The organism is Pseudoalteromonas sp. Angola-4, assembly GCF_028599265.1.
Taxonomy (GTDB): Bacteria; Pseudomonadota; Gammaproteobacteria; order Enterobacterales; family Alteromonadaceae; genus Pseudoalteromonas; species Pseudoalteromonas atlantica.
Genome location: NZ_JAQREK010000005.1, coordinates 97,206 through 122,411, shown reverse-complemented (window position 1 = coordinate 122,411; position 25,206 = coordinate 97,206). Strand labels below are relative to the sequence as shown.

20 protein-coding genes and 6 pseudogenes are annotated in these 25,206 nt (G+C 39.3%); 17 read left to right on the top strand and 9 right to left on the bottom strand.

Annotation, left to right across the window (positions count from 1 at the left end):
- Positions 1 to 27: 27 nt before the first annotated feature.
- The 3 genes from PSH48_RS08685 to PSH48_RS08675 form a co-directional block, all read right to left on the bottom strand.
- The gene (locus tag PSH48_RS08685; protein ID WP_273611358.1) at positions 28 to 1,323 is read right to left on the bottom strand and encodes a leucine-rich repeat domain-containing protein; all 1,296 of its coding nucleotides are present in this window, start codon (positions 1,321 to 1,323) and stop codon (positions 28 to 30) included.
- Between the two features lie 73 nt (positions 1,324 to 1,396).
- Positions 1,397 to 2,110, bottom strand: a complete 714-nt coding sequence (locus tag PSH48_RS08680) for a YebC/PmpR family DNA-binding transcriptional regulator (protein ID WP_055017806.1) — start codon at positions 2,108 to 2,110, stop codon at positions 1,397 to 1,399.
- A gap of 114 nt (positions 2,111 to 2,224) precedes the next feature.
- A complete protein-coding gene (locus PSH48_RS08675) occupies positions 2,225 to 4,006 on the bottom strand; it encodes an ABCB family ABC transporter ATP-binding protein/permease (RefSeq protein ID WP_273611357.1) in 1,782 nt (593 codons plus the stop codon).
- 98 nt (positions 4,007 to 4,104) lie between these two features.
- Between PSH48_RS08675 and PSH48_RS08670 the strand changes: the two genes are divergently transcribed.
- The 6 genes from PSH48_RS08670 to PSH48_RS08645 all read left to right on the top strand — a co-directional run bounded on the left by PSH48_RS08670 (position 4,105) and on the right by PSH48_RS08645 (position 9,641).
- On the top strand, positions 4,105 to 4,566 hold the full coding sequence (locus PSH48_RS08670; protein WP_273611356.1) for a hypothetical protein: 462 nt from the start codon (positions 4,105 to 4,107) through the stop codon (positions 4,564 to 4,566).
- Positions 4,567 to 4,675: 109 nt separating this feature from the next.
- Entirely contained in the window at positions 4,676 to 6,514 is a 1,839-nt protein-coding gene (gene secD, locus PSH48_RS08665) for a protein translocase subunit SecD (protein WP_273611355.1), read from the top strand.
- A complete protein-coding gene (gene secF, locus PSH48_RS08660) occupies positions 6,507 to 7,439 on the top strand; it encodes a protein translocase subunit SecF (RefSeq protein WP_273611354.1) in 933 nt (310 codons plus the stop codon). The genes secD and secF overlap by 8 nt, the downstream gene beginning before the upstream one ends.
- 114 nt (positions 7,440 to 7,553) lie before the next feature.
- On the top strand, positions 7,554 to 8,030 hold the full coding sequence (locus PSH48_RS08655; RefSeq protein WP_138540705.1) for a GreA/GreB family elongation factor: 477 nt from the start codon (positions 7,554 to 7,556) through the stop codon (positions 8,028 to 8,030).
- Positions 8,031 to 8,176: 146 nt separating this feature from the next.
- Complete coding sequence (locus PSH48_RS08650; RefSeq protein WP_138540704.1) at positions 8,177 to 9,130, top strand: hypothetical protein; 954 nt, start codon at positions 8,177 to 8,179, stop codon at positions 9,128 to 9,130.
- A 109-nt stretch (positions 9,131 to 9,239) separates the two neighbouring features.
- The gene (locus PSH48_RS08645; protein ID WP_273611353.1) at positions 9,240 to 9,641 is read left to right on the top strand and encodes a hypothetical protein; all 402 of its coding nucleotides are present in this window, start codon (positions 9,240 to 9,242) and stop codon (positions 9,639 to 9,641) included.
- 67 nt (positions 9,642 to 9,708) lie between these two features.
- Here PSH48_RS08645 and PSH48_RS08640 read toward each other — a convergent pair whose 3' ends face one another.
- Positions 9,709 to 10,047 carry a zinc ribbon domain-containing protein YjdM gene (locus PSH48_RS08640; RefSeq protein ID WP_138540703.1) on the bottom strand — a complete coding sequence of 113 codons (339 nt, stop codon included), beginning with the start codon at positions 10,045 to 10,047 and terminating at the stop codon, positions 9,709 to 9,711.
- Between the two features lie 321 nt (positions 10,048 to 10,368).
- Between PSH48_RS08640 and PSH48_RS08635 the strand changes: the two are divergent.
- Both PSH48_RS08635 and PSH48_RS08630 read left to right on the top strand, forming a co-directional pair.
- A pseudogene (locus PSH48_RS08635) lies at positions 10,369 to 11,610 on the top strand (RimK family protein); the annotation flags it as partial.
- A 90-nt stretch (positions 11,611 to 11,700) separates the two neighbouring features.
- A pseudogene (locus tag PSH48_RS08630) lies at positions 11,701 to 12,713 on the top strand (transposase).
- 285 nt (positions 12,714 to 12,998) lie between these two features.
- Here the strand turns inward: PSH48_RS08630 and PSH48_RS08625 are convergent.
- On the bottom strand, positions 12,999 to 13,391 hold the full coding sequence (locus PSH48_RS08625; protein ID WP_138540702.1) for a winged helix-turn-helix transcriptional regulator: 393 nt from the start codon (positions 13,389 to 13,391) through the stop codon (positions 12,999 to 13,001).
- Positions 13,392 to 13,490: 99 nt separating this feature from the next.
- Between PSH48_RS08625 and PSH48_RS08620 the strand changes: the two genes are divergently transcribed.
- The 5 genes and pseudogenes from PSH48_RS08620 to PSH48_RS08600 form a co-directional block, all read left to right on the top strand.
- A complete protein-coding gene (locus tag PSH48_RS08620; RefSeq protein WP_138540701.1) occupies positions 13,491 to 14,321 on the top strand; it encodes a nuclear transport factor 2 family protein in 831 nt (276 codons plus the stop codon).
- 319 nt (positions 14,322 to 14,640) lie between these two features.
- Positions 14,641 to 15,180, top strand: a pseudogene (locus PSH48_RS08615) (transposase); the annotation flags it as partial.
- A 55-nt stretch (positions 15,181 to 15,235) separates the two neighbouring features.
- Positions 15,236 to 15,391: pseudogene (locus tag PSH48_RS08610) on the top strand (RimK-like ATPgrasp N-terminal domain-containing protein); the annotation flags it as partial.
- 1 nt (position 15,392) lies between these two features.
- A pseudogene (locus tag PSH48_RS21245) lies at positions 15,393 to 15,563 on the top strand (peptidase C39 family protein); the annotation flags it as partial.
- Positions 15,533 to 15,940: pseudogene (locus PSH48_RS08600) on the top strand (MgtC/SapB family protein); the annotation flags it as partial. The pseudogenes PSH48_RS21245 and PSH48_RS08600, both read left to right, overlap by 31 nt.
- Positions 15,941 to 15,976: 36 nt before the next feature.
- Here the strand turns inward: PSH48_RS08600 and PSH48_RS08595 are convergent.
- Positions 15,977 to 16,987 carry a GlxA family transcriptional regulator gene (locus PSH48_RS08595; RefSeq protein ID WP_138540699.1) on the bottom strand — a complete coding sequence of 337 codons (1,011 nt, stop codon included), beginning with the start codon at positions 16,985 to 16,987 and terminating at the stop codon, positions 15,977 to 15,979.
- Positions 16,988 to 17,111: 124 nt separating this feature from the next.
- Between PSH48_RS08595 and PSH48_RS08590 the strand changes: the two genes are divergently transcribed.
- Together PSH48_RS08590 and PSH48_RS08585 are read left to right on the top strand one after the other, a co-directional pair.
- Positions 17,112 to 19,019: a beta-ketoacyl synthase gene (locus PSH48_RS08590; RefSeq protein WP_273611352.1), complete on the top strand. Its 1,908-nt coding sequence runs from the start codon at positions 17,112 to 17,114 to the stop codon at positions 19,017 to 19,019.
- Between the two features lie 334 nt (positions 19,020 to 19,353).
- Entirely contained in the window at positions 19,354 to 20,379 is a 1,026-nt protein-coding gene (locus PSH48_RS08585) for an energy transducer TonB (protein ID WP_273611351.1), read from the top strand.
- 62 nt (positions 20,380 to 20,441) lie between these two features.
- On the opposite strand, the gene PSH48_RS08580 is transcribed toward PSH48_RS08585, so the two are convergent.
- Positions 20,442 to 21,626 (bottom strand): DUF1624 domain-containing protein, encoded by a 1,185-nt coding sequence (locus tag PSH48_RS08580; protein WP_273611410.1) that lies wholly within the window; start codon positions 21,624 to 21,626, stop codon positions 20,442 to 20,444.
- 169 nt (positions 21,627 to 21,795) lie between these two features.
- Positions 21,796 to 22,212, bottom strand: a complete 417-nt coding sequence (locus tag PSH48_RS08575) for an MgtC/SapB family protein (RefSeq protein WP_004587826.1) — start codon at positions 22,210 to 22,212, stop codon at positions 21,796 to 21,798.
- A gap of 228 nt (positions 22,213 to 22,440) precedes the next feature.
- On the opposite strand from PSH48_RS08575, the gene PSH48_RS08570 reads away from it, so the two are divergent.
- Complete coding sequence (locus PSH48_RS08570) at positions 22,441 to 23,946, top strand: BCCT family transporter (protein WP_273611350.1); 1,506 nt, start codon at positions 22,441 to 22,443, stop codon at positions 23,944 to 23,946.
- A 72-nt stretch (positions 23,947 to 24,018) separates the two neighbouring features.
- Positions 24,019 to 24,357: a hypothetical protein gene (locus PSH48_RS08565; protein ID WP_138612715.1), complete on the top strand. Its 339-nt coding sequence runs from the start codon at positions 24,019 to 24,021 to the stop codon at positions 24,355 to 24,357.
- Here the strand turns inward: PSH48_RS08565 and fghA are convergent.
- Entirely contained in the window at positions 24,311 to 25,153 is an 843-nt protein-coding gene (fghA, locus tag PSH48_RS08560) for an S-formylglutathione hydrolase (protein WP_273611349.1), read from the bottom strand. The two genes, PSH48_RS08565 and fghA, sit on opposite strands and share 47 nt — an antisense overlap.
- Between the last annotated feature and the right edge of the window lie 53 nt (positions 25,154 to 25,206).

Below are 25,206 nucleotides of genomic sequence, written 5' to 3'. Positions count from 1 at the left end.
TATGCAGGCTTTTTTAGTTTTATTGATTTATAGCCGTTCGTTTAATAAAGCGCTTAGTGCTTTAAAACTAGGGCGCCAGGCAATAGCAGTATTTATAGCACGCGCTACTATATCGGACATTTTAACAAACAGTTCGGTTTTCTTATCTGCTTCGCTAACCGTACTTAGTAAGTCGTCAATTAAGCAACCAAAAGCACGTACTTCTATAAGCTCTATGCATTTTTGTTCTTGATGGGTAAGCATGGCTAAATTAGTAGCCGCACCAAAATCGCCAAATAAAACATCATATTGCTCATTTATCATGGTGTTGTGTGCGTAAATATCGCCATGACTTACGTGATTATCATGCAGGTGAGCAAGCGTATTAGCCATCTGTTTTGCTATTTTATAAACAGCTTCAATAGGGTAATTACAATCATCATTGAATGTATCGCGGGTGCAGGTTTGTAAGCTCGGCGGTAAACCTAAATTTGTATAACTGGTACCTATTAGCTCCATCACTAAGCCAAGCTGCGTGCTTTGCTCTATGTAACTTAATACGTTAATTAAATTTTTATGATTCCCCGCCTGTAAGCAGCAGTTTACTTCATCAAGTGGGTAGCCATCACTCGTTATTGCCCCTTTAAATAGTTTTACCGCCACATTGTTATTTTCTGCTTTTGCTAGGTGTATAACGCCCGATGCACCTTGGCCTATTACTTTTTTAAGCTGAAAATTTTCAAGCGGGGTATTTTTTAAAGTACTTTTTGTTAAGCACTGCGCTTTATTAAATTCGTTACCTGCAAATGCAAGCCAAGCAAGTTTTGGTAATTCTAGTAGCCAATTATCAATTTTTGCTAAGTTATTAGCAGAGAGCCTTACAAGCTCTAAATTAGTACATTTAGCCATACTCGCGGGTAGTTGTTTTAGGTTATTTCCTGCAAGGGCAAGCTTTTTAAGCTGTGTGTAATTGCCAAAGTCACCTGGTAACGCGCTCAATTTGTTATCGGTAAGTATTAACCATTCAATATTTTTAGGTAAGCTGTTAAGAGCAAACTCTGTTATTTGATTGCCTTTAAATGCAACCATAATTAAAGCAGGGCACTTAGCGAGTACTTCAGGTATATGTTTAAATTGGTTGAACGATAAAAACACCCGCTTTAAACGGTGCAAGCAGGCAAATTCCGCAGGTAAATCTGATAACTTGTTATTTGATAAATCGAGTACTTCGAGGGTGTCTGCAAGGGTAAAAATTTCTGAGGGGAGCTCTGTTAATTCTTCAACGAGTTGTACGCGTGTAACGCCATTTAACTTACCCGCTTTAAGCTCTGCAAGGGTATTCATAAAATTTAATAAGCCTTTTAAAATAAAAAAGCCAACATCGCTGTTGGTTTAAAATAAATGCGTTCAGTAAAATTTAAAATTGCGCGTTATGGTAAACGTTCTGTACATCGTCACAATCTTCAAGCATGGCTAAAAAGCGCTCCATTACTTCTACGTCTTCACCTTCAATAGGGGCCTCAACTTGAGGTACAAACGAAATTAAGTCTACGTCAAAATCTGTAATACCCATTTCTTCAAGTGCTGTACGTGTGTTGTTGTATTCGGTATGGGGGGCAAAAACCGTCACTTTACCGTTTTCTACTTCTACATCGGTTACATCAACATCGGCCATCATAAGGGCTTCTAGTACAGCTTCATCGTCGTCGCCGTCAAAAACAAAAATAGCGAGGTGATCAAATAAATGTGATACCGAATTTTGTGCGCCTATTTTAGCGTTTGCTTTGGTAAAACAAATGCGCACATCAGCAAATGTACGTTTATTGTTGTCAGTTAAACAGTCAACAATAATCATACAGTTACCAGGGCCGTAACCCTCATAACGTGTGGCTGCGTAATCTTCACCGCCGCCGCCTTTGGCTTTTTCTATTGCGCGTTCAATAACGTGTGCAGGTACTTGGTCTTTTTTAGCGCGTTCAATTAAACGACGCAGTGCAAGGTTGCCGTCTGTATCTACGCCACCGTTTTTAGCACAAATGTATATTTCTTTACCGTACTTAGAATAAACTTTAGTTTTAGCACCCGCAGTTTTAGCCATTGAATCTTTTTTGTTTTGGTAAGCTCTTCCCATCTGCGTTTCGCCTTAATATATGTAAATTATTGAATAAAATTTCAAGGCCGTATTCTAAAGGTAAAGCGGCAGTATCGCCAGTAAATGGCTGTAATTAACCAAAGTTCAAGATAATTAATCTTCCTGCTGTTGTAATTGCCACATTTGAGCGTATTGACCTTTTTTTGCTAAAAGTGTTGCATGTGTGCCTTGCTCAACTAGTTCACCGTTGTTAAATACCAGTATGTTATCGGCATCAACGATAGTAGAAAGCCTATGAGCAATCACCACGCTAGTATGGTTTTGAGTAACAGCACGCATTGCGTTCAATATAGCTTGCTCGGCATGCGAGTCGAGCGCTGAGGTTGCTTCATCAAATATTAAAATAGGGGAGCATTTTAAAATAGCGCGTGCAATGGCAATACGTTGCTTTTCGCCGCCAGATACTTTTAAACCGCGCTCGCCAACCAGTGTTTTATCGCCTTCGGCTAATGTTGAAATAAAGTCTTTTAAATGGGCCATTTCTATTGCTTTATCTATTTCAGCATCGCTTGCTGTGGGTCTGCCATAGGCTATGTTTTCTCGTATGCTGGTATTAAATAGCACAGTGTCTTGTGGCACTATAGCAATAGCACTGCGTAGGCTATCGAGGGTGACGGAGTCTATTGCTTGGTTATCTATAGTAATAGTGCCTAAGCTCACATCGTAAAAGCGATAAAGTAATCGTGCCAATGAGCTTTTACCTGCACCACTTGCACCTACAACGGCGACTTTACTGCCTGCTTTTATTTTAAAGCTAATGTTTTTTAAAATTGGACGATTGGCACTGTAACTAAAGCTTACATTATTAAACGCTATGTCGCCGCGAGTAATTATGAGGTTTTGGGCACGGGGTCGCTCAATGACTTGTGGCTTTTTATTGAGTAAGCCCAGCATATTTTCTAAATCGGTAAGCGCGCGCCTTATTTCTCGATATACAAACCCTAAAAAATTAAGCGGTAAAAATAATTGGATCATGTAGGCATTTATCATTACAAGTTCACCAATTGTTAGAGCACCTGTTACTACATCTTTGGCGCCTAACCACATTAGCGCTGTAATAGCGCTGGCAATAATCAACGCTTGGCCAGAATTAAGCGCAAGCAATGACATTCTATTTTTTAAACGAGCGGTTTCCCACTTTGCTAAAAAGGAGTCGTATGTTTTTGCCTCAAATTCTTCGTTATTAAAATATTTTACGGTTTCAAAATTAAGAAGGCTGTCTATAGCGCGGGTATTACTTAAATTATCGGCGGCGTTTGCCTCGCGTATAAATCGGTTTCGCCACTGCGTAACTGTTACGGTAAAAGTTATATAAATAGCAACCGCTAATAAAGTAATTAACGCAAACCACACAGAAAATAGCGACCCAAAAATAATAGCAACGGTGAGTATTTCAAAAAGGGTGGGTACAATATTAAACATTAAAAAGCGCATTAAAAAGCTTAGCCCACTAGTACCGCGCTCTATATCACGGCTTATTCCGCCTGTTTGTCTGTCTAGGTGAAAGGCAAGCTCTAACGAATGTAAATGCTTAAATACCTTTAAGCCAATGTCACGCATAGCGTGCTCTGTTACACGAGAGAACACTGCATCGCGTACTTCACCTAAAAAAACGCTGGCAAACCTGAGCCCACCATACATTAGCAGTAGTAGTGCTGGGATAACTAAAACAGGATTAATTGATTTATCTACCGAATCGATAATCTCTTTTAATGCCCAAGGCATTAAAAGTGTCGCGCCTTTAGCACCTATAAGCGCTAAAAGTGCAATAAATACTCGCCCTTTAAATTTAGTAATGTAAGGCCACAGTGTTTTAATGCTTTGCTTTAAGGTCATGGCATCGGCGCGTTTTTCTGTACTGTGCTTGGAGCGCATTAAGGGTCTCAGTTATATTAAATACGTAATTAATAAGCATTGTATTTTAAATACTTGCCCATATATACTACGCATCCCTTATTTAGTTTGAAATAACCATGTTTAACGTCCGTGTGTTTATAACTGCTTTTTTGCTGTTTTGTGCGTTTTTTAGTGTGCAAAGTAGTGCGCAGTGCGCCACACATAAATTAAACACGGCAACCAGCTCATTGAGTATGCTTGCTGACAGTGTTGATTTAGCTAAAACGCTGCCTATATCAAAATCGGTAAAGGGAAATGAGCACAAAAGAACACACCAAACAGGGTTTGACGCGCATCAACCAAGGTTAACGGCTAGTAATTCTTCGCTATTTTTACATGCCGCTCAAAGTGAACCAGAATACGATGTTGTTTTTGAGTTTTTTGCGCAGCGCCTTGTTAGACAAATATTCATACGCCCTCAAGCTGTAAATGCTATTCAGCCTTGGTATACGCTTGTGTACCATAGTAAAAAGTCTCGGTTAAGTGGCTGGAAAGATGCCAACCTACTCTATAGAGCCGTCACTACTTACCACGCTTAATTTTTCTTATTTAATTTTTATTAGGTTTTAACGTTTTACGTTTAAGCCTTGAGATTAGTTGTGCTTTAAAAAGCACATTGCCAGTAATTTACTGGCAATAAGGAAAATTATGTTAAGTGTAAAAAAAGATCAAAAGCCATTTATGGCTAAATTTAAATTGAGCTATATAGCCATGCTTATTGTGCTGATTTTATTAGCTATTAGCGCATTACCCAACTTATACCCTAATAAATCGTGGTTGCATGTAAGCAATACACCACATAGCGAAACGCAAGCTGTGCCAAGTACTAACGCATTAGTTACTTTGTTAAATAACCAAGGCTTTAACGTTGAACAAGGACTTGATAAGCAATCAACTATCAATATTTTATTAAACGAGCCAACTAAAAGCGCCCAAGCGCAAGCGGCTATAAAGGCGCAGTTCCCAAATACGCAAGTTAAAATTGTAGAACATGCAACAAGCCCACTTTGGCTGCAAGAATTTGGTTTATCACCAATAAAGCTTGGCCTTGATTTAAATGGCGGTGTGCTATTTGTACTCGACGTAGATTTAGACAAAGCCGTTGATGAGCAATTAGTGAGTGCATATCAACAAGCTAAATCAATCATCATAAAGCAAAAAGCGCACGGCCTTAAAGCGTTGAAAACGGATCATGGCTTTGAAATTAGCGCGCTGCCAAATGCGGTGCAAAAACTTAACCCCGTTATTGAAGAGCTACAGAGTCGCTTTGCTAATTTAGCAGTTTCAACAACCAGTAATGGTGATATTAAAAATGCAAAATTCACCTATTCAGAGCAAGGGCGCAGCAGCTTTGATAAAGAAGTAATGAGCCAAACACTCACCACACTTCGCTCACGCATAGAAGAATTAGGCATTACCGAAGCCGTCACTCAGCGCCAAGGTAAACAACGTATACGAATAGAGCTGCCTGGAGTGCAAGACCCAACAGAGGCTAAGCGCATCATAGGTGCAACTGCATCACTTGGGTTTTACCAGTTAAAAGAAGTGGGTGGTAAAACATTTAACATGCAGTCGGGTGGGACCATAAACCTCGACCCTGTACCTATTTTTACCGGCGATCACATTAATAATGCCAACATAGGGCGCGACGATTGGGGTAAACCACTTGTACAACTTAGCCTAGATGGGCAAGGTGGCGATGCTATGTCGGCGTTTTCAAAAGCCAATATTGGTAAGCCTATGGCGACTGTTTACTCTGAGTACTCTCAAAACGCGAAGGGCGAAACCGTTAAAAAAAGTGAAGTAATAAATGTAGCCAATATTGCCCAACATTTAAGTTCACGTTTTAGCATTACTAATATGAAAAGCCAGCAAGCCGCGGCCGATTTAGCCCTATTATTGCGTGCAGGTTCACTTACCGCGCCTGTAACAATAGTGCATGAGCAAACAATTGGGCCAAGCCTTGGCAGCGAAAACATTAGTAATGGTTTAGCCGCATTAATGCTGGGCATGGGTATGACACTTGCCTTTATGGCAATGTGGTATCGCCGCTTAGGGCTTATTGCAAACGTAGCGCTGTTATTAAATTTAACGTCGCTTGTGGGGCTAATGTCGTTATTACCAGGGGTTGTGTTAACCCTGCCGGGTATTGCTGGGCTTGTGCTTACTATTGGCATGGCGGTAGATACCAACGTTATTATATTTGAGCGAATTAAAGAAGAGCGCAGAAAAGGCCGCTCTGCATATCAAGCTATGCAAGAAGGTTACAAGCAAGCCGCTAACACTATATTTGATGCCAATATAACCACTATGATCACCGCACTTATTTTATACGGAATAGGTTACGGCCCAGTTAAAGGCTTTGCCATAACATTGGCACTTGGTTTAATAACCTCTGTATTTACAGGCGTGTACGTATCAAAAGTACTCAGCCAAACGTTGTATTTAAAATTAGCTAAAAAAGCAGGAGTAAATGCACATGCTTAACACTTTTTTAAAGGGCGAGGCGGGCACTCGTCTGCGTTTTTCAGGCATGCTTTTGAGCGCCATACTGGTATTGCTATCGGTATTTACGCTTAGTCAAAAAGGGCTTAATTTTGGACTCGACTTTACCGGTGGCTACCTAACAGAGTTTACCACCAGTGAAAGTGTTGAGTTAAAGCAGCTTGAGCAATTTATTACTAAAAATCACAATGGCGAGTTTGAGCTAACTGCGCAAGGTAATAACCACTTTCAACTTCGTGAATCGCCCAGCGATTCAACTCTAAATAGTCATGATTGGCAAAGCGCCATAACTCAAAACGCAGATATAAACGCAGAGGTTTTATCGTCAGCGTATATAGGCTCACAAGTGGGTGATGAACTGTTTGAGCAAGGCTGTTTAGCACTGTTTTCAGCTATGGTTGCAGTAATGCTTTATTTAGCGGTGCGCTTTGAATGGCGTTTAGCTGTAGGCTCAGTGGTTGCGCTAGTGCATGATTTACTACTCGTACTGGGGCTATTTTCGCTATTACAACTTGAGTTTAATTTAACCGTACTGGCTAGTTTACTCGCCATTATAGGTTATTCACTTAATGACTCAATAATAGTAGGTGATAGAGTACGTGAGCTTTTGCGTGTTAAATCTAATAACGCACTTAGTCCTGCAAGTATTATAAATAGCGCGATAAAAAGCACCTTAACGCGCACGCTTATTACATCGGGCACCACGCTTGCTACAGTTGCAAGTGTTTGGCTCCTCGCTGGTGCGCCATTACAAGGCTTTGCTATTGCGCTATTTACCGGCATTGTAGTCGGTACGTTCTCATCTATTTGTATTGCTGCCACGTTACCCGAGCTTTTAGGGTTAAGCGCTGAAAACTACGAAGAAAAACTCGATGTAAAAACCCAAGCATTAATGGATATGCCATAAATGCGAGTTTAAATGATTAAGTAAATTTTTTGGCGTTTAAAATAATGGTTTTAAGCGCCTTATACCGTTAAAATTAACCATATAGTTTACAGCATTGGTTATTAGCGCTCCCTCATGAACAAAACCCACGTAATTGAACACCTTAAATTTGCACTTGAAGCACAATTAAACAGCGCTAAACAAGCTGCCAAAGCCGCGCACGACGCCGCAACTCACGAAGAAAGCGTAGCAGAAACGCAATACGACACCCTAGGGCTCGAAGCCGCTTATTTAGCACAAGGCCAAGCTGAGCGCGTAAACGATTGCTACAAAAGCATTAAACAATTTGAAGCCATTTTTAAAGAGCCCACTCATAATAAAGTGATTATAAGCTCACTCGTTTGCCTAGAGGATGAAAACACGGTACAAAAATGGTTTTATTTAGGCCCCGCCGCAGGCGGTTTAACGGTTGAAGTTAAAGAGCAAACTATTCAAGTGGTTACACCCGAAGCACCACTGGGCAAACAACTTTTAGGCAAACAACTTGATGATGAAGTAAGCCTAACCATGGCAGGCAAAAACCATGAATATGATGTGGTAGAAATTTTATAAAACATTGGTTTTATATGTAGGTCGGATAAGCGAAGCACCATCCGATAAAGCTAATGTGTCTCATAACATTATTAAAAGTCGTTTTGGTGTATTACAAATCATCAAAATGGTGTTCAATAAGGTGTCAGTCTTCAAGGAATAAAGTTTTGAACACGCAGAAATCATTTTGTCAGATTTGTGGCTCATTTAGAGAGTTGACTCTTCACCTACATGAGCTTGGTAAATTTTGTGAGCTACTTAGCAATGAGCAAGCAGTATTTAAGTCAGTTAAAAAAGAAATCGTTGAGTGTGGTGTTGCCAAAACGCAAAATATTGCCAAATGGCTTCGTTTAGCTAGTCAACTTGAATCAGTTGACATGAATACCTTTAGATATGAGGAAGCTCATTTTTATTGCGAACCTGTAGTTGACGAACTTACTTCAAATGCAAACCATGATTCTTCCCTAGCAACCCAGATTACTAGATTTCTATTTATTTCGAATGCACTTGAAGAGGCTTATCGGTTATCAAGTCAAGTTTATGAACAACAGTTTTCTAAATTAAAAAAAATTAGTAAAAAGATAGAAAGAAAACGAAGTTATTCAGCGCAATCAGCATGGCTGTTAGACGAGGTTTTTGTTTCAAGAGCATTACCAGAGTATTATTCCCACAAAGTAGATGAATTAACTGAAGTATCGAAAATATACAAAGATATATTCAAAGTTAATTTTGATATAGACCTTGAAAAAAACAAACATAAATCAGTTGGTTTTTCTTTGGTAAGGAACATAAGAAATCACATAGCACATGCGGTTTTCCCCATAGTAGATAATCCCGAATTTACCTGGGAGTTTGATGATCCAAGAACCAAAAGAATGATTTTGACTTTATTATCAAGAGCTACTCGATTAGCAGCGATGAACATTCAAATTATCATTGGCTTTGTCTGTGATGAATTTAACTCCGAAGATTATATTTACCTCTCAGAAGACCTCGACGTCGGTGATATGTTTTCGGAAACCTGTACTTTAAGTTACGCGAATAACCTTCACATTGAACAAAGTTTTGGCCTAAATGAAAGTTCACAATGGGCATGGCGTTCAAGTGTTCTAGAAGACTAACAAGGCATTCAGGCGAAACTAAAACAGTTGGCTCAGTTCCGCTTCGCTCTATATTATAACCAACAATTTTAGTCCGCTTTATCGGGTGTTAAGTATACAAGTAAGTATTTTGATTCATAGATTTTTATCAATATCCGCAATACTCTTTTTATTATCAGCTTGCTCAACAGGTGAACTTTATTACACGAAGGCTTCTGGCGAACGCGTTTTAGGGTGTGATGTGGAGTTTGTTGGTTTACCAAGCGTTGATAAGTTTGCGGTTGAATATGCACTTAGCCTTTGCGCGAAAAGCTCTGTGAAAAAAGGGTATTCCATAGATAAAGAAAAGGAATACCTACTTACCCTAGACCTTCAAATTCCAGAGCCAAGATGTGGTCAATCTTGGAACCATAAGTCGGCAAAAGAGCAGTATAAAACTGGCAAATTGTCAAAGAAGGAATATGGCTATATTGTCGCTCACATAGACTTGGGTTTAGCAGTTGTTAACGAATGTTCACCAATAACTCAATAAAATTAACCATTTAGATCGTTGTGGCGAGACATGCAGGATGGCCTCGCCATTTATCCGACCTACCCAACTAGTTAGATTTTTTCACAAACTTCGCTGTTACCATCATTTCGCCAATACCATCCACTTTGCAATCTAACTCGTGATCTTTTTTATCAAGCACACGTCTAACCACCGCTTTGGTACCAATTTTAATCACTTGTGAGCTGCCTTTTATTTTTAAATCTTTGGCTACGGTTACTTTATCGCCATCGTTAAGTAGGGTGCCGTTGGCATCTTTAACTAAAATTGCGTCTTCATCGCTTGTACTATTTGGGTTCCATTCATAGGCGCATTCAGGGCATATAAGCAGTTGTTGGTCTTCGTAAACATATTCAGATTGGCACTGTGGGCAGGCAGGGTGTGACATTTTTAACGCTCGTAAAATATTTATTTTTGTATATTTTAATCTGCATTAAGATGAAAATATAGTTAATCAATATTTTTTATCTTTACGCTAAAAATATCTCGTTTGTGTGGTTTTTAAAAAGGGCATATAAAGCAGATGTCGCTTAAGCAATTTAAGCGCTAACACTTACAGTAGGTATTTGTTAAAGCACCCATCGTATTAAGTGATACGCGCAATGCCCACTTAGTACGCTGGGTGTTTCTATTTACGGTGCTGAGTATTTTATTAGGCATGCTTTTTATATTTCTGACTTAACTAGGAAAAGTCGTGTTTTAAACCTTAATAGTGGTTGATAACAATGAGCAAACACTTGCTCAATCATTCGACAATGTGATTAGCTTTAATAGTTACTTACGTGATTACCCAAAACATAATGAACCTAAAACCCGCATTATTAATTTATGCGACTCAAGCCAATACTTGAGTAAGGGTTACTATTGCTCTTTGCTTGCAGAGGCGCGTAAACACCAAGTTTTACACAGCGTTAAAACAATAAACGCGCTTCGAAGCGGCCAAGCTCCTATGTTAAATATTGGGCAAATTGATGGCGAAATTTACTTTGGTAATGCATTAAACGAATTACAAAGTAAAGCGGCTAAATCGGTATTTAAACAATACCCAGCGCCTATTTTATTTGTAGATGAATAAGGCTTGTTACAGCAAGGTTTGCTAAGTTCTTTAAACGAGGAGCAATACAACAATTTTGTAGCAACATTAAATACGTTTACCTAAACCCAATGGCGTATTGGTACTGTGCAGCGCCGTTTTAGATGGGGTATGGCAATACTGGTTGATCATAACGAAAAAGTACCACCGAGTGATAAAGACGCCATAGCCCGCTTTATAAAAGCCGCGGCTAAGCATGGTATTAATGCGCAAGCACTCAGTTTTGATGAAATAGACAATATTGCCCAGTTTGATGCGTTATTTATTCGCCAAACTACAGCGATTGACCATCCAACGTATCGCCTTGCAAGCAAAGCACAAAGCCTAGGTTTAGTGGTTATTGACGATGCTGAATCTATTTTACGTTGTTGTAATAAAGTGTATTTACACGATGCGTTTAATTATCAAAAAGTGCCCAGTTTAAAAACGGTTGTAGTGGCTGATCAATCAGCGCAAACGCTTGAGCAATTAGAAGAGGCATTTACCTATCCTCTGGTTTTAAAAATGCCTGAAGGGTCGTTCTCAAAAGGGGTGTTTAAAGTTGCAAACCGCGGTGAGCTTGAAGCTAAATTAACTGAGCTGTTTGAATATAGCGCATTGGTACTTTCACAAGAAAACATGTACACAGAATACGATTGGCGAGTAGGGGTATTAAATGGCCGCGCTATATATACGTGTCGCTACTTAATGGCGCGCAACCATTGGCAAATTTATAATCACGATGCTAAACGGTTTGTCTCGGGTGGTTTTGAGACGCTACCTACCTTTGAATTACCAAAAGTCGTATTAGAGGCAGCTTTAAAAGCGTGCAAAACAGTGGGTAAAGGGTTATATGGCGTAGATGTTAAAGAACATCAGTAAAACTAACCAGACACCCACTCTAAATTTTGCACTTTTCGAAGTTAGAGGCTAGCTTCTATGCAATGTGAAAAGTAAGCAAGGTGCCTTATGGCTATTGCAAGAAAGCGTCAAATAAGTTTGCTTGATACAAAATACTACCACTGTATTTCTTGTTGCGTGCGCCGTGCTTTTTAGTGTGGTGAAGACCATTTTACAGGCAAGTCTTATGAGCATCGTAGAGGCTGGGTTGAAGACAAACTGCTTGAGTTAGCAATGATATTTTGTATTGATGTGTGTGCTTACACTGTAATGAGTAATCATACACACTTAGTGTTGTATGTTGATGATAAGAAAGTGAATAGGCTAAATGATAAAGCGATTGTTATTCGTTGGCATAAACTCTGTGAAGGCAACGTGCTTACGCAAAAGTACACACAGAGTGAAAGCTAAGTAAAGCAGAACTTATCATTTTTAATCAAACAGTAAACCAATACCGTGAACGTCTAGCAAGCATTAGCTGGTTTATGCGATTACTAAATGAAGACATTTTGCCTGAAAAGCAAATAAAGAAGATAACTCACAGGTAGGTTTTATTCGCTGCCATCCATAGCGCTCACCCTTCGGGCCGCCTATGGCGTTCAAAGTTGTTCCATACAATTTTGTAGGAGGGGCGATTTAGCTCACAAGCATTGCTTGATGAAGCCGCACTTGTCGCCTGTATGGCTTATGTAGATTTAAACCCCATTAGAGTAAAAATGGCTAATACCCGAGAAGAGCCAGACCATACCAGTGTACAAAAGCGTTTAACATGCGCAAAAAAGGATAGCAAACAACCAAAACAACTCCTTCGCTTTGCAGGTATGTCACGTCAGGTAATGCCAAAAGGACTCCCGTTTGAGCTTAAATCGTACCTTGAACTTTTTGAATTAACAGGGCGTTGCTTACGAGAAGACAAGCGAGGGTATATTGAAAGTACACACTCCCCCTTCCTCGAAAGACTTAATATCTCCCCCAGAAAATTGGTTAAAACTCATCACACAATTTACGCGTTTATTCCATGGTGCAGTGGGCAGATCCACTCCCAAGCAGGTTACTGTAAAGGTTTAAAGCGGAAACGATGATCAAATATAAGTAACTGCGAAAAACTACTCGCATAAAGCTTAAACTACTCAGTAAAATTAAAGCTACAGTTATGTAGATATTTCCATGCGCTTAATTCAGGTTTAACAGTGATAATGGTTTATTTAATGTGTGACGCGCGAGTAAAGATATAAAAAGAGATGAACTCTTAGGCCAAATAGTAAATTTAGTGGCGCGCCAGATTAGTGTAAAATTGGAGTGGCTGTTTATTTTAATGTTATTCCCGAAAATATCATTCAGAGCAATAAGCACAAAATAGCATTACACTATGTGGTTTTTAGTTTTTCAGCTTCTAGATCGAATTTACTGCGTGCCGCAAGCACCGCAGCTTGATTATCTTGAGCCCATTTAGACATGCTATCTAAAGGCTCAAATAATGATTTCCCCAGCGCTGTTATTTTATAGTCAACCCGCGGTGGTATTGTTGGAGTGACTCTACGAAGCACTAATCCATCTCGTTCTAATTTGCGTAACGTTTGCGTTAACATTCGCTGAGATATATCCGGTATCTTCTTGGCAATATGCGAAAATCGAAGCTCTTCATCACCCAGAATTATAATGACTAATAATGTCCATTTATCACTAATTTGAGCGAGTATTGTTCGAATAGGACATAAGTCTAATCCCAATGCTTTTTCAATTTCGTTTTGTTTTTTCATCTTTATTCCAGTTACTAAAAAGTGCCTACTTCCTTTTAAGAAGCCATATATTCATAATAATTAAAACATAAATAAAGCCCCACAAAAAGGATAAAAAAGATGAAATCATTAATAAAAAAGACCGCAGCCGTTGGATTGGCATTAAGTGTCACAGCTTGCGCTAACCAGCAAAACACCAATAAAGAAATTGCGCTGGGTCTATTAGAACTAGGCATTGTGAAATTTGATCGTGATTACATATTACAGTACACCGCGCCTGAATATCGCCAACATAACCCCGTAGTCGCAGATGGCAGAGCTGGACTACTCGATTTCATCGATTTACTCGAACGCCAACAAACCGAAATAACCATCACACCAATACGTATTATTGCAGAAAACGACCTTGTTATGATTCACCAACAAGCTCAGGTTAATGGCGCTAAAGTCGCGATAGATCTCTTTAAAGTTAAAAACAACAAAGTGGTAGAACATTGGGATGTCATTCAGAATGAAATTATTGACACAGTCAGCGGGCGTAGTATGACTGGCGGGTCAACTGAAATTAAAGACCTAGACAAAACAGCCGAAAACAAACAACGTGTCAGCCAATTAATTGATGCGCTTTTTATCAACGGAAAACAAGACGCGATTGATAAATACATTGCTAAAAATTATATTCAACATAGTCCATTTGTGCCTGAAGGCAGAGAAGGGTTAAAGCAATTTATAAACGATTTAACTAATAATAATATCTCTTTTGGCTATACCAAAATGCATAATATAGTTGCGGAAGGCAACTTTGTATTTACTCAATCAGAGGGGGTTTTTGATGATCAGCCCACTGCATTTAGCGACTTATGGCGATTAGAAGATGGCATGATTGTCGAACACTGGGATGCGGTACAAACAATACCAACCGAGTTCGCACATGATAATGGTATGTTTTAAAAATAAATTGATGAATAACTAAACAGTAAAACGCAGCATGACTTAATAATCCTGCTGCGCATGACATTCTCTAAAACTAAAAATTAAGTAATTCGACCTCAAAAGAAATAATGGGGTCAGGTCTTTCTTTTTGCCATAAGCTTTGCATCTTCCCCATCGGTTAATATAGCTACATTGACTCTATCAGTTATGAATACATCTCTTAATCGTCCTGCGGTCTCTGGGAATAATCAATAAAAGTGACATTCATCGTAATTTTTGCAGTTTAGTGAATTAAGTCCTAGGCTTTTATCAGTGTGAAAAGTAAGCAGGATGTCTTATGGCAATTGCAAGGAAGTGTCAAATAAGTTTGGTTGATACAAAGTACTACCACTGTATATCACGTTGAGTACGCCGTGCATTTTTATGTGGCGAAGACCATTTTACAGGCAAGTCTTACGAGCATCGTAGAGGCTGGGTTTAAGCAAACTGCTTGAGTTAGCCAAGGTATTTTGTGTTGACGTCTGTGCTTATGCTGTTATGAGCAATCATACATACTTAGTGTTGTATATTGATGATAAAAAAGCGAATAGGCTAAATAATAAAGCGGAACTTATCACTTTTAATCAAACAGTAAACCAATACTGTGAACGTCTAGCAAGCATTAGCTGGTTTATGCGATTACTAAATGAAGACATTGCCCGCAAACCAAATAAAGAAGATAACTGCACAGGTAGGTTTTTGGAGGGGCGATTTAGCTCACAAGCACTGCTGATGAAGCCGCACTTGTCGCCTGTATGGCTTTGTAGATTTAAACCCCATTAGAGCAAAAATGGCTAATACCCCAGAAGAGTCAGACCGTACCAGTGTACAAAAGCGTTAACATGCGCAAAGTATTTCTGACTTAACTAGGAAAAGTAGTATTTAAAACCTTAATAGTGGTTGATAACAACGAGCAAGCACTTGCTCAATCGTTCGAAAATGTAATTACGTTTAATAGTTACTTACGTGATTACCCAAAACATAATGAACCTAAAACCCGCATTATTAATTTATGCGACTCAAGCCAATACTTGAGTAAGGGTTACTATTGATCATGACATGTATGTTCACTACCCATTTTACAAGCCAGGAAGCGATAAACAACTCGCAATAGATTGCCAGTACGTACCTATAGCGCTCAGTGATTTTTGTAAAATGTCAGCATTTGGTGACCAACGGCTAAGAACCGAAAACCTGTGGGTATTCGTACCTCAGCTTTAATAACGCTGGGCACGTATTTGTTTTTAGCAACTGCATTTAACTTAAAAGGCGATGTGATTGATCATTCTCGTGTAGTGGGGTAAATAATTACAGGCATTGGCTTTTTAGGCGCTGGCGTTATGCTTGCAAAAGACGGGGCCGTAGTTGGGGTAACCTCAGCTGCAACCATTTGGGTGCTTGCCTCAATTGGCGTAATGATAGCCACTGACAATCTAGCTGCTGCTATTAAACTTTCGGTGCTGGTGGTTGGTATTTTATACGGCGTAGATGTACTTGAGGTAAAATTTAAAAGCTTAAGTAAAGGCGTACACACTAAAGTAAAAAATTATCAAAAACGTTACTACCGAAAAGACTGTAACGACACAGAAAACCACTGATTTAACGCCACTAATTTAGTGGCGTTATTATTTGCATTAGCCAAATAGTTTTCTTCGTACTACTTTTCTGTACTCGCTTGGCGTTTGGCTTAGCACTTTTTTAAATATGCGTGTTAAATGCCCTTGGTCGTTATAGCCAACCTCAAGCGCCACTTCCTGAATCGTTAAATTAGACGATGCTAACAACTCTTTAGCGCCTTCTACCCGTAATTGCTGCCAATATTCTATCGCACTTTGATTAGTGGCAAGTTTAAAGCGCCGTGTAAAGGTACGATAGCTTAAACTAAATTGGGCGGCTACTTCTTGTAAGCTTAACTCGCTGGCTAAATTAGTTTTAAGCCAAAACTGAATTTGCGCTATAAGTTCATCTGGATGTCGGTCAACTGCGCCTTCAAGATAGCGTTGATCTTCGTAGGGTTTACGTACTTCATGCGAGAAGTTACGCTCTACGTGTTGCGCAGCCGCCTTGCCATAATATTGGCTAATAATATGTACGATCACATCTGCAAGCGCATTTAAACTTGCCACCGTATACATACGCTCAGATTGGGTGATAAAAAAGTCGGGCTTTAAATCTACCAATGGGTAGTCGTGGCTAAATTGTTTTGCATAATGCCAGTGGGTTGTAGCAGGGTGGCCATCAAGTAAGCCCGCTTCTGCAACTAGGCAATTACCCGTACCTACACCAATTATATGACTGCCGGTTTCAAAGCTTTCTTGTAGCCATTCAACCACTTCTTTATTAGTACGTACGACAGGGCGGGGGTTTCGCCATATGCCGGGTACTATAATTAAATCGTTGTACGGGGCGTTGTGTGTAGTGCCGTCGGGTACTATGGCAAGCCCACTACGGTTTTGTATTGGCTCAATATTTTTAGCAATTAAGTTTATACTAAGCGGTCTAAAATCCGTGTGACTTAAATGGCCTTTTGCATAAGCCTCACCTGCTCTAAGCATTTCTATAGGCAGTGTTAAACTAGTAATAAGCAAATGCGGATACACTGCTATGGCAATATTTAACGCTGGGTTGACAGTTTTGTTTTGCATGTGAATGCTCCGACCAGTACTTTTTGGCCTTAAATGCTTAATATTTGGCTATTAAAGCATAAAGCGCTATGGTTAATCCAATTAAACTGTTGGCTTCTCCTATAACACGTTTTAAAGGTTAATTATGACAGCATTACCCGTAATAGTAGGCATGGGTGGTATTAACGCCGCTGGCCGTACTTCTTTTCATCAAGGTTACCGCCGTATCGTGTTAGACGCATTAGACGCACAAGCTCGTAGTGAAACATATTTAGGCCTCGCCACATTAATGAACTTAGTACGCGTTGTTGATGGTCAATTACAAGATACAAACGGTAATAATGTTGAGCAAAGCGACATAGAAGCACGCTTTGGTGAGCAAATTATAGCTGGCACACTTATTCGTAAAATTGAAAAAGAGCATTTTGACGCAGACGCCACCCCTTGGCAGCAAAAAATGACGTTAAAGTCGTCTGACGAAAACGCAATAGTATTTGAAACTCGCGCGCGCGACTTACCAACCCCAGTGCCTGCAAGCTGGGAAGTACAAGCGCTTGAGGGCAAAAAAGTAAAAGTAACAATAGCCGCAGATTTAGACGTAAAGCTTGATTCTACACGTGATAACCCAATTAAATCGGCGGGGCAGTTTCCTACTGGGTTTGATCCATCAATTATGTATAACAGCCGTTACCAGCCGCGTGGTTTGCAAGCGACTATATTTGCAGCAAATGATGCCATTAAGTCAACGGGCCTTGACTGGCAACGTATAATGAATAGCGTAGAGCCAGATAAAATTGGTACCTATTCAGCCTCTGTTATTGGCCAAATGGACGATAAAGGATTAGGTGGTTTAGTTAAAGCGCGCCAGCAGGGCGATCGTGTTAGTACTAAGCAATTAGCACTTGGCTTAAATACGATGTCGACCGATTTTATAAACGCGTACGTTACAGGTAATGTAGGGACTACGTTTTCTACCTCGGGCGCATGTGCAACATTTTTATATAACTTACGCGCTGCAGTAAACGATATTCAAGCAGGACGTACCCGTGTTGCGGTGGTAGCAAGTGTTGAATGCGCTATTACGCCAGAAGTGGTCGAAGGTTTTGGCAATATGAGCGCCCTTGCCAATGTTGAAGGCCTGCGCCGTTTAGATAATTTAAGCAGTGAACAAGAGCCCGATTACCGTAAAAGCAGCCGTCCATTTGGTGAAAACTGCGGCTTTACATTAGGTGAAGGTGCACAAGTGGCTATTTTAATGGACGATGCGTTAGCACTTGAACTAGGTGCAGACATTATGGGCTCTGTACCTGATGTATTTGTAAATGCTGATGGCATAAAAAAATCAATCACTTCTCCTGGCCCTGGTAATTACATTACCATGGCTAAATCTGTAGCGCTTGCAAAAAGCATATTAGGTAAAGAGGCGCTGCAAAAGCGCAGCTTTATTTTAGCGCATGGATCAAGCACACCGCAAAATAGAGTCACAGAGTCACTTATTTACCATAAAGTAGCGCAAACGTTTGCCATTGATAGCTGGAAAGTAACTGCGCCTAAAGCCTATGTAGGGCATACAATTGCCCCTGCTAGTGGCGATCAGCTAGCGATTGCGCTGGGTGTATTTAGCCATAATATTATGCCGGGCATTACTACCATAGATAAAGTTGCTGACGATGTTTATGCAGATCATTTAGATATACGTAACAGCCACTACGACTGTGGCGATATGGACATAGCCTTTATAAACTCAAAAGGTTTTGGCGGAAATAACGCCACAGCCACTGTACTGAGCGCTAAAGTAACACTGCAAATGCTTGCTAAGCGCCACGGTGATGAGGTTATGAGTAGTTATGCAGATAAAAATACATCTGTTATTGCCGCGCAACATACTTATAAAACGCAAGCTGACCTTGGTAAGTACGAATTAGTCTATCGTTTTGGTGATGGCGCCATTGACGATAACGACATTGTAATCGGCGAAGCAGGGATAGAGCTTCCTGGCTTTGATAAAGCTATTTCGTTTAATACAACCCACTCCTATCAAGATATGTCTTAAGCACACATACTTGAATCCAAAGGCGCTATGAAAGGCGCCTTTTTTTATGCTTGAGTTTTATAATACCTACTCGCCATACTCAATCATTTCGTGTGCCTAAACGACCCATTATCGGCGTTAAAATATTATTTAGAACAACTAAATAAGATTATTTTGCTGGTTAGCAACACGTTTTTCCAACCTCACAATAGAGAAATTAATTAAACGGATTGGTATAAAATTGATGAAAAAATGACATGCTTTTATGGATTTATTTGGATTTATTTGGATTTATTTGGATTTATGGAGTACCTTTGTTTTTATATTAGAAACATAATCTAGGATGGATAACTCGATGAAAAAACGTTTACTCACACTTTCTTTAGCTTCAACCTTAACTCTACCACCAGTATCAGCGGATGACTTTGTACCTGCACAGGTAATAAATAAAAATTACGATCAACTGACTAATACCTCACCACGCGCATCAAGGTTAGAAGGCATTAACTTAAGCAGCTACGTGGTTGATGAAAACGGGCAGGTAAGTGATATCGAAATTGTGGCCACGGCAGGACAAAAAAAATATCAAAGAGAAGCCATCGATTACGTTTCCAAACTCAATTATAAAAGCGCGCGCATAAATGGTAATGCTGTACCCACAGCTAAAACAATTAAGGTAAGCTCACAAAATGTGCACGCTAGTTTTTCTAACGATCAAGCATCTCCTGGCTTTTTCGACGATTATAAAAAAGCCAGCCAGCTTATTGATGATAAAAAATACGATGAGGCTAAAACATATATTACAGAACTTGAAAACGAGCATACTAAAAACACCGTTGAAATAGTTTTATTGGCGTGGCTAAAAAGCCAATATAGCTACTTTGTAAAAGACTGGGAAAAATTTGATAAGCATATTTATGAAGCTTTTTTGTTTAGAGATAACTTACCAGATCAAATAAAAAAGCGTGTAATTAAAAATGCACTGCAATGGTTTATATCAAAACAAGATTTTGTGCGCGCTTACGATGCGATTGATGCACTAGACAATATTGATTCAATAATCTTTTCAGAGCAAAATAAAGCACAGCTATTAGCGCAAGTGAACGATATATATAAAAATTCGGGTGAAATAAGTCAGCAAATTTCACTTGAATCTGAGCAGGCTGTTTTACCGCTCTTGTCTAAAAGTGAAGTGGAACTTAAATCAGACAAGCCGTTATCTAAAGTGCAGCTTAGATGTGAAAACAAAGTAGTTAATTATGATTTAAGCACTATTGATAAGATTGAAATTTCTAAAAATGATGTGCGATGCGGTTTATTAATTAAAAGCACTTTTGCTCAAACTGTGACTCTTAAACAAAGCGGTAAAAGCTTTTTATAGATTATTACTGAGTATGCTTACCAACTAAAACCCCGCAGTATTATGCGGGGTTTTTTGTTTTTTTAAATGTATTTAGCAATTAAGCTGTGTTTGTTATTGTGTTTCCAAGTAATGTAGCGCTTAGCAAGTAAAGTGGTAAGCCCAATAACAACAGCTATAAAAGTAAGTGTAGCTACGTAGCTCATTCCATATCCTGGCGGTAAACCAACAAGGGTTTCACCGTAGGTCATATCACTATATTTAAGCCCCAAAACAGGGATAAGCAACCACGCTAGTGCATGCAACAAATACAGATGTACAAGGTACGAAAACATACTGGTTTTGCCAAGTACCTGTAAAAACCCACGTGAAAAATCGGTTTTTAGACGGCTTAAAAATTTAAGTGCGATAAGCCCAAGGCCTACTGTTAGCAACATAAACTGTAACGACAGCGGATATTTGGTTGGGTTTAAAAACGACATAATGGTATCAAGAGTATTACTGTGAATAGTAAATGTTGATGTATCACCATATAAATTAAAACCGCGTAGTATTGTATATAAAGCTAAGCAACTAACGCCCAGTAAAGCTGCATGGTTTATTGCTTTTGCACTGTATTTTTTTGCTTTGTAATAAACGCCAGCGCAATAAGCCATTGCCATTAAGCCTATAATGGGAGCTACAGGGTAGGTTGTTCTGATTTTAAAACCGAAAGGCAGTTCGAGTACATTTTTTTGATGTGCTATAGACCACAGTGTATTTGCCAGCGTATTTGGCTCAAAACTTACCCCATCAAATAAATTGTGGCCGAACACTAATAGCAAACCTGCTATAAATACAGCATATAAGCCAATTAAACGAAGTAGCCCAAGCATAACAAAGCCCCAGCCAATTGCCCAAATAACCTGCGCGTATAGCATCGGGAAAGCGGGGTTGAAACTCCACGACCATGAGACGATAGTAAATTCAAACAAAATAAGTACTAAACCACGAATAATTAAGCTTTGTGAAAATGCTTTAGTGGAAGTGTATTTATGCTCAGTTATGGCTGCCGAAAGCCCCGCTAAAAAAACAAATAAAGGGGCACAAAAGTGCGAAATAAAGCGGGTGAAAAAAGTAACAGGGCTGGTACCCGGAACCGTCATAGGATCGGTTACTGAGTAATTAAGACAATAATACATACCATGGTCAATCACCATAAATATAATGATAATGCCACGCAATAAATCAATATGATGTAACCGAGGGGCTGTAGAGTGAGACGACATCATTAAGCTCAAATACGTTGTATAAATTTGCCGATATTATATGTTATATAGTATCGTCATGCGAGCTTGAGCGTTTTTAAGCGCCTTGATTTATTACATTAATTTAGGTTGCAGTAGTTACTCACAATTTATCTTCTTTTTAGTAATTACATAATGGTACACCCTAGCATTACTTAAACTTTTTAATGTACCTCAGTGTTATAAAATTAATGATAGCTAGTAAAATTGCAATTTCGTAACGGCTGTAGGCAACCGCTATACCAATTAAACCCATATTCCATATGCTTGCTGCTGTTGCGGTACCCGATGTAGATTTATTATTTTTTAAAATTGCACCACCGCCAATAAAGCCTATGCCGGTAATAATCCCTTGTAGCATTTTAGATTGCGCTTCTGCACCTTCTAGCACTGACATAGCAATTACCGCATAGCCGCATGAGGCAACTGCCACAAGTGGAAAAGTCCTTAACCCTGCGCCATGGTGGCTTCGCTCCCTGTCGTAAGCCATAGGCAGTGCGAGTATGTAGGCAATGCCAAGGTGTACTAAATTATCGATGATTTCGTTCCACTGTAAATCAATTTCCATAATGGTCTCTATTGGTTAAGGGTGTAAACTAATAGCAACCTATAGGCCAGCTTATTTTATTATATAAATTCAATGTGTTAAATCTAAATGTGAGATGCATTCATTAATTAATTGGTAACATTTACATAGTTAATTTACGCTTTTACAGATAAACCCTGCCTATGCGTTTAATTAATTATGCAAAGTGCGTATTATTTTATTATTAAACATAAATAAACAGTATTTCACTTGCCTTTACATACAACCAAGCTTGAAAAAACAGCGTTATTACTTTGCCTTACTCTTTGTGCTATTGCATTTTTGGCGCCTCAATTACTCACTAATCATTTGCAACCGCTTATAAATAACGCTTTAAGTTTTTTAGGGGCGCCGTTTTTTTTGTTAGTCAATTTTTTACTACTTGCCGTCATTGTTATTGCCATAAGCCCGCTTGGTAGGCGAAAAGTAGGCGGGGACGCTGCCCGTGTTGAATTTGGCTTGTTTGGTTGGCTGTCTATGCTTTTTGCGGCAGGAATGGGATCGGGGCTCATTTTTTGGGGTGTAGCAGAACCTGCACTTCACTCAGTTAATCCTGTACTAAAACAAAGTTTATATGAAAACACTCAAACGAGTGGCTTGGCGCTTACACTTGTAAATTGGGGAGCACATGCATGGGCGCTATATGCGGTGTTTGGCTTAGTTTTAGGAGGGCTTAGTACTAAAAGTGGTGAGGCTGGCGATATAGCCGCGCCCGTTCTTAATGTAACCAAAGGGGTTATAAATAGCAGTTGGCAATTTAAGTTGAGCTTTAGTATTAAACTTATAGCCATATTCGCAATATTTTTTGGCGTCGTGGGGACTATTGCAAACTCAACATTATTGCTTCGTAAAGGGTTGGAATTAAAGCTTGGCATTGAGTCAGTATTGCTTTCGGGTTTAATTATAATTAGTTTAATTGTGGTTTTGTATACGGTTTCTGCAAAGCTAGGCCTGAAAAAGGGGGTGCAAGCGCTGAGTAAGTTTAATGTGCTCTTAGCTTTTGGCATGATTATATGGTTAATGTTTTATGTGCCAATAAAACCAATTATTGATATAGCGATAGGGGGGACTTGGGATTACATTCAGCTCATTACTACTGGTACTTGGCAATTAGAAAGCGTACTTAAAAACCCTGAATGGGCTAATGGTTGGACTTATAATTACTATTTTTGGTGGCTAGCATGGGGGCCATTCGTGGGTGTGTTTTTAGCTAAAATAAGCCAAGGTAGACCTGTGTGGCAATACATTATAGGTGTAGTGTTTGTGCCTACCTTAGTAACCATAATATGGTTTAGTGTTTTTTCGGGGTCGGCTATATCGTGGGATCAAACGCATAATGCAGGTATTTTAGCGGCTATTAAAGCCGATTACACCCAAGGGTTATTTGTATTTTTTGAACAACTAGGGTGGCAAGGAAGTATTTTAATTTGGTCAAGCTTGCTGCTTTTGCTCATTTTTGTAGCTACATCGGCAGACTCAGCAATACTAATAATAAAGGAGTTAAGTTCTTCCAATAAAAATGCGCATACTAATAACACCGTAAATTTATATGGTTGGTCATTTGCTTTAGGCTTATGTGCTTTTATATTACTTGTTCAAAATAATGAGCCACTCAATAGAAGTGTTGCCATTATTGGTGCGCTTCCCTTTTTGGTTATTTTTATCTTGCAGCTGGTGGGTTTTATTAAAGAGTTTATAAGTGAATTTAAGCACTAGCGCTTACATATTTTTACAATGCTATTTATAAAATTGTATATAATTTAGGTAATTTTATTGCAAGGGTTAATAATGCGTATTTTATTAATTATTCTATTTTCAAATCTATTAATTGGATGCACTGCTGCGGGTATTATTTTAGATGGGGCAGCACGTTCTCAACCTGGCCCAGTAAACGCAGGGCCTGTCGTAAAAGACGAAGAGGGTTTTAGCTTTACTAAGCTTGGTGCTCAAGTTGATATGGCTATAGTTAAATTTGTAAAAGGTGAGGGCAATAACAATACGGTACAAGTTTGCAGGCAAGTTAGTAAAGTATTGAAAGAGTGTGTAGAAGTAGAGAAATCTGATCTACACACTAATGAGGTTACGCAGTTAAAAACTGACTATGAAATGATAAGTGTTGGTCAATAAAGCTGCTTATAAAAAAGTAACTATGATCGTAGCCTGCTTGCATTTCAATGCTAAGCGGATAGCCTTTATTTTTAGCAACAGCCGCTAAATTTTGTGGCTTAAGTTGCTCCTCTAAAAACCCATCGGCATCGCCCTGTGTAACAAGCATAGGAAGAAAATCAGCCTGCTGCGCTTTTTTCATCAATTCGCACGAATCGTATTGAGCCCAAAGCGCTTTGTCAGTGCCTAAATAACCCGTAAATGCTTTCACGCCCCATGGGCAGTCAATTGGATTAACAATAGGGCTAAAGGCCGAAGCGCTAACAAACGCTTTAGGGTTTTTAAGTGCCACCATTAAAGCGCCGTGCCCGCCCATTGAGTGACCGCTAATTGCTTTAGTACTGGTTACTGGGAAGTGTTGCTCAATAAGCATAGGTAGTTCATCAACTACATAGTCATACATATTAAAATGTGTATTGAACGGTGCTTGTGTTGCGTTTACGTAAAAGCCTGCGCCTTGTCCAAAGTCGTAGTTGTCGTCATCAGGGACATTATCACCACGTGGGCTTGTATCAGGCGCTACAATTGCAATACCCAGCTCAGCCGCTTTTTTAAATGCGCCGGCTTTTTGCATAAAGTTTTCGTCTGTACAGGTTAAACCCGATAGCCAATATAGTACTGGCACTTTATTTGTTTCGCTTGCGCCAGGTGGTAAAAATACCGCAAAACGCATTGTGCAATGGGTACTTGTTGCAGTGTGGGTATATTGTTTGTGCCAACCACCTGCTACTTTTGTACTTGAGATATTTTCTAACATAAAAATCCTTAAAAGCCGCAAACAATTGAGTATTACGGCTTTTTAATACATAG